The sequence below is a fragment of the Candidatus Enterococcus avicola genome (assembly GCF_047470845.1).
Taxonomy (GTDB): domain Bacteria; phylum Bacillota; class Bacilli; order Lactobacillales; family Enterococcaceae; genus Enterococcus_D; species Enterococcus_D casseliflavus.
Genome location: NZ_JBLGTY010000009.1, coordinates 23,364 through 34,711 on the forward strand (window position 1 = coordinate 23,364; position 11,348 = coordinate 34,711).

Here is an 11,348-nt window from a genome sequence, read left to right on the forward strand (position 1 = left end):
TTAAATTGCTTTTGTTGAAAAACTGCGGGATTCCATCACTTTTAGAATCGCATCCGCTGTATCAAGAGAAGTAAAGGTCGGTACACCATGTTCCACCGCTTCTCGGCGGATGATAAATCCGTCTTCCGTTGCATTTTGGCGATCTTTGTCCATGGTATTGACTACAACTTGGGTCGTTCCTTTACGGATCAAATCAACAACCGTTTCTTCTGCTTGCTGTTCGGAAATCTTGGCAACCCGAGTCACTTGTAGTCCTTTTTCTTCAAAGTAATCGGCGGTTCCATTGGTAGCCAATAAGGTGAAGCCGACCTCTACGAAACGCGCTGCCAGTGCTGCTGCCTCTTCTTTGCTTTCGTCTGCAACGGTGAAAAGTGCTTTTCCAAATTCAGGAATATGCAGGCCTGATGCCTCAAAAGCTTTATAAAGTGCTTTTGCCAAATCTTTGTCTGATCCCATTACTTCACCCGTTGATTTCATTTCAGGGCCTAAGTAAGTATCGACTTTTAAAAGTTTTGTAAAGGAGAAGACAGGTGCTTTGATGTGTACTTCATTTGGCGTTGGCGCAAGTCCGTCTTGATAACCTAACGCTGCGATCTCTTCCCCGAGAATCGCCTTCGTGGCAATTTGGGCCATTGGGATCTCTGTTACCTTGCTTAAAAATGGTACGGTTCGGCTAGCACGAGGATTTACTTCAATGACATACACTTTGTTCTCATGGATGACAAATTGAATATTCATCATACCGATACAATTTAAACCTAATGCCAAGCGTTTGGTATATTCTTCGATCGTAGCAATTAGTTCATCCGAAAGATTTTGCGGTGGATAGACCGCCATTGAATCTCCTGAATGGACCCCTGCACGCTCGATATGTTCCATGATTCCAGGTATCAAAACAGTTTTGCCGTCACAGATAGCATCGACTTCACATTCTTTACCGACCAAGTAACGATCGACCAAAACAGGATGTTCTGGTGATGCTTTCACTGCATGACGCATATAATCTTCTAAATCGGCTTGGTTTTCCACGATTTCCATCGCACGTCCCCCTAAGACATAACTTGGGCGGACTAAAACAGGATAGCCGATTTCTTGAGCGATGGCGATCGCTTCTTGTTCATTCGTCGCTGTATCCCCTGGTGGTTGCGGAATATCTAGCGCTTGTAATGCTTGCTCAAAGAGATCACGATTTTCGGCACGATCAAGATCTTCAATGCTGGTGCCTAAGATTTTGACCCCAGCTTTTACTAAAGGCTCTGCTAAGTTGATCGCCGTTTGCCCGCCAAATTGGACGATGACCCCAATGGGTTGTTCCAAGTCGATCACGTGTAAGACATCCTCTAAGGTCAATGGTTCAAAGTACAGCTTGTCGGAGATAGAAAAGTCAGTCGAAACCGTTTCAGGATTACTGTTCATGATGATCGCTTCATAGCCAGCAGCTTGGATCGCTTTCACCGAGTGCACTGTTGCATAGTCGAACTCCACCCCTTGTCCGATTCGGATCGGTCCAGAACCTAGGACAAGAACAGATTCTTTTTCACTGCGCTTGCTTTCATTCTCATACTCATAGGTGCTGTAGAAATAAGGTGTTGCTGATTCAAATTCTGCGGCACATGTATCTACCATTTTGTAGACGGGCAAAATCTTTTGCTCATGACGCAGCGTGCGGATCTCAGCTTCCGTGGTTTCCCACAGCTCAGCAATCTTTTTATCCGTAAAGCCGTTTTGCTTGGCTTTTTTCAACACATCAAGGGATTGTGGTTCGTTTGCTAATGCTTGTTCGATCTCAAAGATGTGAAGCATCTTATCCAAGAAGAACAAGTCGATTTTCGTCATTTCGTTCAAATCTTCGATGGTGTACCCTCTTCGGATGGCTTCCATGACGTAGAATAGGCGATCATCTTGCGCCTTGATGACTTTTTCCATCAGATCATTGTCAGAAAGAGCTTCTAATTCTTTCATTTCGATATGGTGTGTGCCGATCTCCAATGAACGAACGGCTTTTAATAATGACTCTTCAATATTACGACCGATCGCCATCACTTCACCAGTCGCTTTCATTTGTGTTCCTAATCGACGTTCCCCAGTTTCAAACTTGTCAAACGGCCAGCGAGGAATTTTTGCGACGACATAGTCAAGGGCGGGTTCAAATTCTGCATAGGTGGTTTCTGTGACTGGGTTTTTCATTTCGTCCAATGTTAAACCGACGGCAATTTTCGCTGCCAGTTTGGCAATCGGGTACCCTGTAGCTTTACTTGCTAACGCAGAGGAACGTGAGACCCGTGGATTTACTTCAATGACATAGTAGTTGAAGCTATGAGGATCAAGCGCCAATTGAACGTTACAGCCACCTTCGATTTTTAACGCGCGGATGATTTTTAATGAGGCATCCCGTAACATTTGGTATTCATGGTCTGACAAAGTTTGGCTCGGCGCAAAGACGATGGAATCGCCGGTGTGGATACCGACTGGATCGAAGTTTTCCATATTACAAACGACGATCGCGTTGTCAGCAGAATCTCGCATCACTTCATATTCAATCTCTTTATATCCAGCAATACTCCGTTCAATCAAGCATTGGGTCACTGGCGAGAGCTTCAAGCCGTTTTCAGCGATTTGGCGAAGTTCTTCTTCATTGTTACACATGCCGCCGCCTGTTCCCCCTAGCGTAAATGCTGGACGAACAATGATTGGAAAGCCGATTTTTTTCGCAAATTCAACTGCTGCTTCCACCGTTGACACGATTTCTGATTCTGGGATCGGTTGGTCCAATTCTTCCATTAATTGTTTGAATAGATCTCTGTCTTCTGCCTGGTCGATTGCTGCTAATTTGGTTCCTAGCAACTCAATTCCTAATTCATCCAAAATACCTGAGTTGGCTAATTCCATCGCCATATTCAAGCCCGTTTGTCCGCCTAATGTCGGTAAAATTGCATCAGGCTGTTCTTTACGTAAAATCCGTGAGACAAACTCAAATGTGATTGGTTCAATGTAGACTTTGTCAGCAATTTCTTTGTCCGTCATGATCGTTGCGGGATTCGAATTGACTAACACCACTTCGTAGCCTTCTTCTCGTAAAGCTAAGCAAGCTTGGGTACCGGCATAATCAAACTCTGCCGCTTGTCCTATAATAATCGGTCCAGAACCGATAACCATGATTTTCTTGATATCTGTACGTTTTGGCATATTAGTTCTGCTCCTTCCATGCATCGATCATCTCTAAAAATTCGTCAAATAAGTGGACTGCATCATGCGGGCCCGGTGCCGCATCTGGGTGGTACTGGACACTGAATGCTGGGTAACGGCGATGACGAACCCCTTCGATCGTGCCATCGTTTACTTCGACGTGGGTTACCATTAGTTTTTCTGGATCGATGGATGCTTCATCCACAGCAAAGCCATGGTTTTGTGAGGTAAAATCGATCCGACCAGTGGCGATCTCTCTTACCGGATGGTTTAATCCGCGATGACCGAATTTCATTTTATAGGTATCTGCCCCATTCGCTAATGAGAAGAGCTGATGGCCTAAACAAATCCCGAAGATTGGTACCTTGCCTTGAATCCCTTGTATCATTTTAATTGCTTCTGGCAAGCTTTTGGGATCTCCTGGTCCATTCGTCAGCATTACACCATCTGGTGCGAGGTCTAAAATTTCTTGGGCTGTCGTATTGTATGGCAAAATCGTTAAATTGCAGTTGCGGCGTGACAACTCCCGTAAAATACTGTGCTTCAAGCCGAAGTCGATGACCACGATATTGCGACCCGTTCCAGGACTTGGATAAGGTTTTGAGGTAGAAACTTGTGCCACTTGATTGATTGGTAAAACCGCCGCTTTTAATTGATCAAAGGCATGATCAAAGACATCGCCTGCATCAACGATACTCGCTTTCATGGTTCCGTGTTGACGAATCTTTCTCGTCAGCGCTCGTGTATCGATTCCTGCGATCCCTGGAATATTTTTGCGTTTTAAAAATTCGTCTAACGTCAGCTGTTTCCGCCAATTGCTCGCTAGACGCGCGTGTTCTTTCACAACAACCCCTTTACAAGTTGGTGAAATTGATTCGTAATCGTCTCGGTTGACGCCGTAATTGCCAACCATCGGATACGTAAACGTAATGATTTGTCCGTTAAAGCTTTGATCCGTAATGGCTTCTTGGTACCCTGTCATGCTTGTGGTAAAAACGATCTCACCAAAAACATTGACACTGGCACCAAACCCTTCGCCTTCAAAGTATGTTCCATCTTCTAAAATAAGCCAACGCTTCATATTATTGCCCACCTTTTTGCCATACTGTTTTACCATTTACAAATGTATAACTCGTATCCCCATATAACGTCCATCCACCGAAAGGCGTATTGACTCCTTTTGATAGGAATTGCTTAGGATCCACGTTATAAGCTGATTCTAAGTCAAAAATTGCCAGGTCGGCTTTGTCTCCGACCATCATCGTTCCAGCACTTAGACCAAAGAGCGACGCTGGTTTCACGGTCATCCAATCCACTAGCTGCTGCAAGGTAAAGCGTCCTGTTTTCACAAAATGAGTGTACAACAATTGGAAGGCATATTCTGATCCGACGATGCCAAATGGTGCTTTTAAAAAGCTTTGCATTTTTTCTTCATAGCCATGTGGGGCATGATCCGTCGCGATACAATCGATCGTGCCATCCAACAGACCTTCGATCAACGCTTCACGGTCTTCTTGCCCACGTAACGGTGGGTTCATTTTCCAAAAGCCTTCATCGGCAGGAATATCTTCATCGATGAGAAGCAAATGGTGGGGAGAAACTTCGGCTGTCACATGGATCCCAGCTTTTTTGGCATCTCGAATCACTCGAACACTTTCTTTCGTAGAGACATGGCAGACATGGTAATGGGCTCCTGTTGCTTCCGCTAAAAGCACATCCCGAGCGATTTGAGATGCTTCTGTTACACTCAAGATCCCTGGCAATCCAAGTTCTTCCGCTTTTTTACCAGCATGCATCACGCCGCCAAAGAGTAAGGAATCATCTTCTGTATGGGCAACCAATGCCAAGTCATTTTCGGCGGCTTGCTTCATTGCCAAATACATTGTGCCAGCAGTCTGAACCCCGACACCGTCATTTGTTAAGGCAAATGCCCCCGCGGCTTTCATTCCAGCTGCATCCGTCAACGTTTCGCTGCGCAAGTTTTCGGTGATCGGGGCGTATTGTAAGACATTGATTGATGCATCTGCGTTGATTTTTTCGTAAACAGCTGCTAATTTTTCTGGTGTATCAGGAACTGGGTCAAGGTTTGGCATTGCGCAAACTGTCGTAAACCCGCCACGAGCGGCTGCCATGCTGCCCGTTTCGATTGTTTCTTTGTATTCAAAGCCCGGTTCTCTGAAGTGTACATGAACATCCACTAAACCTGGTGTGATCAATTGCTCTTTGGCATCGATGACTTCGTCAAAATCTGTTTCGGGAAATGCTGTACCGATCCCGCGAATGATTCCGTCTTCGATCCAAATTGCTGCAGGAACACAGTGATTGTCTTTTTTGATGATTTTACCGTTTTTAATGAGCGTTTTCATGTAAACTTCCTCCTCTAATTCATTCCTTTTTGCCTATTAGGCCTTACCGTTCAACACCGCTTCAAGAATTGCCATTCGAACAAAGACGCCATTGGACATCTGGGTGATGATTCGCGAGCGTAAGCTTTCAACTAAGGCATCAGCTAACTCCACATCACGATTGACTGGTGCTGGGTGCATAATGATCGCATGCTCTTTCATTCTTGCGGCGCGTTCGACGGTCAACCCGTGATTTTTTAAGTATTCTTCTTTTGAAAAGCTTTCCGTTCCATCATGGCGCTCGTGCTGGACACGAAGCATCATCATGACATCGACTTCTGCGACCAATTCGTCGAGTGGCATCCAGTGACCGTATACTTCAAATTCTTCGTCATACCATTCCTTTGGACCTGAGAAGAAGACTTTCGCGCCGAGACGCTTCAACATTTGCATGTTTGATTTTGCGACCCGCGAGTGGGTGATGTCGCCTACGATTGCGACTTTCAAGTCGTCAAAGTGCCCGAACTCTTCATAGATTGTCATCAGATCTAGCAAACATTGCGTTGGGTGTTGGCCGCTGCCGTCCCCGCCATTGATGATACTGCACTGGATCGTTTTGCTTTGGATCAAAGAGTCGTAGTAGTTTTCATCGCCGTGGCGAATGACCGCAACGTCTACACCTAAAGCCGACATCGTCAAGACCGTGTCATACAAGGTCTCGCCTTTTTGAACAGAACTGGTGGAGGCTTCAAATTCGATGACTTCGATCCCTAGTTTTTTCTCAGCAACATCGAAGCTTTTGTGGGTTCTGGTACTGTTCTCAAAAAAGAGATTTGTTGCGAAATATTGTTCTTTTTGGGGCATCCATTTCGCCCCTCTTTTGAATTCTTGTCCTCTGCGGATGAGTCCCATCACTTCACGGTCTGTCAATGCTTCGACCGTCAAAAGATGCTTTAAGCTGATTCTTTCGGATTGAATAATCATGAATGAATTCCTCCTTTGATTCTGTTTAAACGATGAGTTGTCACAAGTTATTTTTCTTCGCTGCGAGAGCTGTCAGGTAAAATAAGATTCAAGAAGATTCCTAGGACAGTTGCTAACGCCATTGCGGATAAGGTGAAGGTACCGACCGTGAAGACAAGCCCGCCGATTCCTACCACAAGGATCACTGACGCAATGATCAAATTCTTCTTACGATCAAAATCGATTTTATTGTCGATCAAAATTTTCAACCCGCTGGCAGCGATGACGCCAAAGAGCAGGAAGCTGATCCCTGAGATGACTGGACCAGGAATACTTAAGATCAATGCGCTTAGTTTTCCAACGAAGCCTAGTACGATGGCTAGAATTGCCGCACCACCGATGACGAACACACTGTGGACCCGTGTAATTGCTAAAACCCCGATGTTTTCTCCGTAACTTGTCACTGGGGGTCCCCCAACGAGACCGGCTGCGATTTGAGCAAAACCATCGCCCAAAAGTGTTCGGTTCAAGCCTGGCTCTTCAAAAAAGTTCCGCTTCGTTAATTTGTTCAAGACCATCAGATGACCGATGTGTTCGGTCATGGTAACAAAAGCGATCGGCGCCATCGTCGTGATCGCATTCAGATACAGTTTTGGTTCATAGTTAATGAAGGGAATCTCGAAGCTCGGCATGCCAAACCAGTTGGCGTCAATGATGGGCTGTACATCGACGATTCCCGCTGCTAAGGCGATCAAGTATCCGCCCACGATCCCCAGAAGGATCGGAATCAGTCCTAAGAACCCTCGCAGAAACATATTGAAGAAAATCGTTAATCCTAAGGTAGCCAAGGCTACCAGAATGTACTTGAAATCGTAGACTGAGTCATTGTACATCGCATTCTGAGCTGCGTTAGCGGCTAACCCTAATCCAATCACCATAATCACAGGACCGACAATGATCGGTGGTAAGATCTTATCCAACCAAGCAGCACCTGCACGTTTTATGATCATCGAAACGATCACGTAGACCAACCCAGTCGTGATGGCGCCTAGTGCAATAGCTGGGTAGCCGTCAGATTTCATCAGCATCTGCATCGCTGCGATAAACGCAAAGCTGCTGCCTAGATACGCTGGAATCTTCCCTTTCGTCGTAACCAAGTAAACCAATGTTCCAATACCTGAACTAACTAAAGCGATGCTGGGGTTGATCCCAACGAGGATCGGAACTAAAACGGTTGCCCCAAACATCGTGAAAAGATGTTGTAAGCTTAGGCCTAACCAAGGCAGTGCTTTGGGCCGATCTTTGATGTCTAAAACTGCGTCTGGATTACGAAATTCTTGCTTCTGCATGTTGCTGTCACTCTTCTTCCTAGTCGTTTTCTTTATTGATCATGATCCGGTCAGAACCATCTGATTCTTCCATCTCCACGATAATTTCTTCACTTAAAGCAGTTGGAATATTTTTTCCAACAAAATCTGCCCGAATCGGCAGTTCACGATGACCGCGGTCAACTAAAACGGCGAGTGAGATTCTTTTTGGTCGACCAATATCCATGATGGCATCCAAAGCTGCCCGAATCGTCCGTCCTGTAAACAAGACATCATCGATCAAGATGACTTCTTTGCCATCAATGGCAGTCGGGATGTCTGATGAATGGATCTCTGGATCATCTTCTGTCTTTTTGTCATCTCGGTACAAGGTGATGTCCAATTCACCGACAGGTACTTCTACGCCTTCTAGTTGTTTTAAACGTTCTGCTATTCGTTGCGCGATATAGATGCCGCGGGTTTTGATCCCTACCAGCACCAAGTTATCAATGCCGCGATTTCTTTCTATAATTTCATAGGTGATCCGCGTTAACGCTCGTTTCATTGTTACTGCATCTACTACTTCTTTCGCTGCCATATGTTATTCCCTCCTAATTTTGAACATAAAAAAACTCCTACCTGCTTGAGGTAGGAGTCATGTTTTCCGATCGTTGCCTAAAATCCCATTCTGTGGATTTTGGGTACACGTTATCATCTAGTAAGGGTTCGAATCTCCAACGCGGGAGTCGTCTGCTTACTCATTCCTTCTTAGCCTCACTGGACTACATTTAAAGGAGCTATTTAGTTGTTACAATTACTATACAGTTCTCACACAAAAAAATCAATCATTTTTTCGCAATTTTTTTAACGTGTCCGCGAACAGCTCTGGTAATGGCGCTTCAAAGACCAGCGACTCGCCTGTTGTTGGGTGGGTGAAGCCTAGAAGCTTGGCATGTAAAAACTGCCCATTGCCTTTTAGCGTGCGTTTAGGTCCATATAGCGGATCGCCAGCTAGCGGAAAACCGATGTACTGCATGTGGACTCTTATTTGATGGGTTCTTCCTGTTTCCAGCTGTAGTTCTACTAAGGTGAACTGCTCGAAGCGCTCCAACACGGTGAAGTGAGTGACAGCGGGTTTGCCATTTTCGATCACGGCTTGCATTTTGCGATTGACTTTTGAGCGACCGATTGGTGCATTGATGGTGCCTTTTTCGTGGCTGATCGTACCATGAACCAATGCTACGTACTTGCGTAACGATGTTTTGTCTTTCAATTGTTTCGCTAACGACTCATGTGCCTGATCATTTTTGGCGATCATTAACAGACCCGACGTATCTTTGTCGATTCGATGAACGATTCCTGGCCGAACAACATCATTGATCGTGGATAAATCATCCATATGGTACAATAACGCATTAACCAAGGTGCCATTTGGATGCCCAGCGGATGGATGAACCACCATCCCTTGCGGTTTGTTGATGACTGCCACATCAGCATCTTGATAGACGATCGTCAAAGGAATATTTTCTGGTTGTAAGTCTACAACTTCAGGTTCTGGTACTTGGATGATCAAGTGATCACCTGCTTTTACCTTATAATTTGCCCGAACCGTTTCGCCCTTCAATGTGACCGCAGCTTCTTTTAGCCACTGCTGGATTTGTGACCGACTATGATTTGGCAAGCGTTCAGCCAACACTTTGTCGACCCGCCCTTTTTCTTCTTTAATGATTACTTCAATTTGCTTTTCCATTTGATTCTCCTTGTTTCCCTTTTGCTTCGTCATCTACCAGTGCATAAATAAAAATCAAGATCACCCCGAACACTAATGACATATCAGCGATATTGAAAATTGGGAAATTGATAAAATCAAGCTGGAACATATCGACCACAAAGCCATGCTGCAATCGATCGATAAAATTACCGATCGCCCCACCTAGAACAAACGCCAGTCCGAAACGAAACCATAGACTGCTTTTTTGGTAGCGAAACAATAGGTAAACAACAACAGCAACCGCGATAACGGTGATGATCGCAAAAAAGGTGATTTTTCCTTCTAGAATACTCCAAGCTGCGCCCGTATTCTGAAGATAGGTCAGGGACAACACATTGTCGATCAGAGAATGTGTTTCACCCAGTTGATAATTGGCAACGATCCAAATTTTCAGCCATTGATCCAAGCCAATGACAACAGCACTTAACAAAAAAAACAACGCGATCATAAATTTTCCACTCTTTCTTCTTTAAAAATATCTCGTGGACGGATGATGCCCAAGAGATTTCCATTCGGATTTTTATCCTTGGTGATCAAAACCGCCTCAAGCAGGGCATTTTTTTGAAACAATTCTTCCACTTCTACGATGGTCGTTTCAGCCGACACGAAACAATAATTTGATCGTTTCCCATCTCCTGCTAATAATTCATCTGCCGTTCTGCCTGCCAACTTGATTTCACCATGGAGGCTTTCTTTCGCTAACCAGTAACCCAGCATCCGCAAGGTGATCAAGCCCAAAAATCGACCATTATCATAGATCGGAAATTGTGAATAGCGCTTTTGGGCAACGATTTTCAATAACTCTGGTAATGGCAGGTGCTTTTCAAAACCAGTCACTCGTTTCGCAAAACGCGGCATGACTTTTTCAGGTGCCAGTAAGGAGCGTTCAATTTCTTGGATGCGATTGACAACCCATTCATTCGGTTCTGCAATGACAAAGTTTTCTCCGATTTTTTCATGTACGATGGCATTGCGCAGCTGAGCCATTTGTAATAGATCATCTTCTGCTCTTCTGACATTGATATTTTTGCTTTTTGACAAGCGACGAACCATTTCAGAAAAACCCATATTCCGCGGATTATCCAATTCGTCACGAAGCCGCTTTTCGATTCGATTAAAACTGCTCAAAAATTGATCTGCACCACTAGCCATGAGGAACCTCCTTGATAAGATACGCTTTTTTTAAATAAATCAAAACAAAGACAAAATATGCCACTAAATACACACCGACAAAAAGCAACGAGTAAAGGGAGATGGATAATAAGCCCAATACCCCCATCATGAGAAAAAGGCTTAAATAAAAGCCGATATATATTCTTTTAAGCGCAGGATTCATCACGACCTCCAGCTTGAGCGCTGATTGGCCTTTTGGTAACTGAAAAGGCTGACTTTCTAAAAAAAACATGCGCACACGAATCGGCGTCTGCTCAGCCAGCGCCAAAAAAATCGTTTGCTGATGATTGATGGCAGCGATTCTTTTTTTCCTTGCATGACCTCCAAGGGACTGCCCATTCCATAAAAACCAGTCCTCCTAGTTAGTTGTAGCTCCATTGACAAAGATCACCTCAATTGGTTAAGTATACTTGATTATCAAAAGAAAGAAAATAGACTTTTGCTTGCTTCCTTGATTATTATAACAAGAATCCCTACTTTTATCTTCCATCACGTCTAATGAACGAGAAAAAGACGAATGCCGCTTGCATCCGTCCTTTCAAATCATCTCTTTCCGTTTTTCCGTTTCAAATGCCGCGAATGCCTTCTTTGTTTGTGAGTGCT

10 protein-coding genes are annotated in these 11,348 nt (G+C 44.6%); all 10 read right to left on the minus strand.

Going from position 1 to position 11,348, the window contains the following annotated elements:
• Complete coding sequence (gene carB, locus ACI3E5_RS09285) at positions 1-3,186, minus strand: carbamoyl-phosphate synthase large subunit (protein WP_498821546.1); 3,186 nt, start codon at positions 3,184-3,186, stop codon at positions 1-3.
• 1 nt (position 3,187) lies between these two features.
• Entirely contained in the window at positions 3,188-4,267 is a 1,080-nt protein-coding gene (locus ACI3E5_RS09290; RefSeq protein ID WP_375806499.1) for a carbamoyl phosphate synthase small subunit, read from the minus strand.
• 1 nt (position 4,268) lies between these two features.
• Positions 4,269-5,552: a dihydroorotase gene (gene pyrC, locus ACI3E5_RS09295; protein WP_005226117.1), complete on the minus strand. Its 1,284-nt coding sequence runs from the start codon at positions 5,550-5,552 to the stop codon at positions 4,269-4,271.
• 36 nt (positions 5,553-5,588) lie between these two features.
• Positions 5,589-6,515, minus strand: a complete 927-nt coding sequence (locus ACI3E5_RS09300; RefSeq protein ID WP_005226118.1) for an aspartate carbamoyltransferase catalytic subunit — start codon at positions 6,513-6,515, stop codon at positions 5,589-5,591.
• Positions 6,516-6,562: 47 nt separating this feature from the next.
• Complete coding sequence (locus ACI3E5_RS09305; protein ID WP_375806500.1) at positions 6,563-7,843, minus strand: solute carrier family 23 protein; 1,281 nt, start codon at positions 7,841-7,843, stop codon at positions 6,563-6,565.
• A gap of 19 nt (positions 7,844-7,862) precedes the next feature.
• On the minus strand, positions 7,863-8,399 hold the full coding sequence (gene pyrR, locus ACI3E5_RS09310) for a bifunctional pyr operon transcriptional regulator/uracil phosphoribosyltransferase PyrR (RefSeq protein ID WP_005231374.1): 537 nt from the start codon (positions 8,397-8,399) through the stop codon (positions 7,863-7,865).
• A 243-nt stretch (positions 8,400-8,642) separates the two neighbouring features.
• Positions 8,643-9,551: an RluA family pseudouridine synthase gene (locus tag ACI3E5_RS09315; RefSeq protein WP_218213390.1), complete on the minus strand. Its 909-nt coding sequence runs from the start codon at positions 9,549-9,551 to the stop codon at positions 8,643-8,645.
• Complete coding sequence (lspA, locus tag ACI3E5_RS09320; protein ID WP_005226122.1) at positions 9,535-10,020, minus strand: signal peptidase II; 486 nt, start codon at positions 10,018-10,020, stop codon at positions 9,535-9,537. Before lspA ends, ACI3E5_RS09315 begins: the two co-directional genes overlap by 17 nt.
• Positions 10,017-10,724: a CBS domain-containing protein gene (locus ACI3E5_RS09325; RefSeq protein ID WP_005226123.1), complete on the minus strand. Its 708-nt coding sequence runs from the start codon at positions 10,722-10,724 to the stop codon at positions 10,017-10,019. Before ACI3E5_RS09325 ends, lspA begins: the two co-directional genes overlap by 4 nt.
• Positions 10,717-10,908: a hypothetical protein gene (locus tag ACI3E5_RS09330; RefSeq protein ID WP_241761356.1), complete on the minus strand. Its 192-nt coding sequence runs from the start codon at positions 10,906-10,908 to the stop codon at positions 10,717-10,719. Before ACI3E5_RS09330 ends, ACI3E5_RS09325 begins: the two co-directional genes overlap by 8 nt.
• Positions 10,909-11,348: the final 440 nt, after the last annotated feature.

Excerpts from the sequence above, each read along its gene's own strand:
- carB (WP_498821546.1), bottom strand. The coding sequence starts at position 3,186 with ATGCCAAAACGTACAGATATCAAGAAAATCATGGTTATCGGTTCTGGA.
- ACI3E5_RS09290 (WP_375806499.1), bottom strand. The coding sequence starts at position 4,267 with ATGAAGCGTTGGCTTATTTTAGAAGATGGAACATACTTTGAAGGCGAA.
- pyrC (WP_005226117.1), bottom strand. The coding sequence starts at position 5,552 with ATGAAAACGCTCATTAAAAACGGTAAAATCATCAAAAAAGACAATCAC.
- ACI3E5_RS09300 (WP_005226118.1), bottom strand. The coding sequence starts at position 6,515 with ATGATTATTCAATCCGAAAGAATCAGCTTAAAGCATCTTTTGACGGTC.
- ACI3E5_RS09305 (WP_375806500.1), bottom strand. The coding sequence starts at position 7,843 with ATGCAGAAGCAAGAATTTCGTAATCCAGACGCAGTTTTAGACATCAAA.
- pyrR (WP_005231374.1), bottom strand. The coding sequence starts at position 8,399 with ATGGCAGCGAAAGAAGTAGTAGATGCAGTAACAATGAAACGAGCGTTA.
- ACI3E5_RS09315 (WP_218213390.1), bottom strand. The coding sequence starts at position 9,551 with ATGGAAAAGCAAATTGAAGTAATCATTAAAGAAGAAAAAGGGCGGGTC.
- lspA (WP_005226122.1), bottom strand. The coding sequence starts at position 10,020 with ATGATCGCGTTGTTTTTTTTGTTAAGTGCTGTTGTCATTGGCTTGGAT.
- ACI3E5_RS09325 (WP_005226123.1), bottom strand. The coding sequence starts at position 10,724 with ATGGCTAGTGGTGCAGATCAATTTTTGAGCAGTTTTAATCGAATCGAA.
- ACI3E5_RS09330 (WP_241761356.1), bottom strand. The coding sequence starts at position 10,908 with ATGAATCCTGCGCTTAAAAGAATATATATCGGCTTTTATTTAAGCCTT.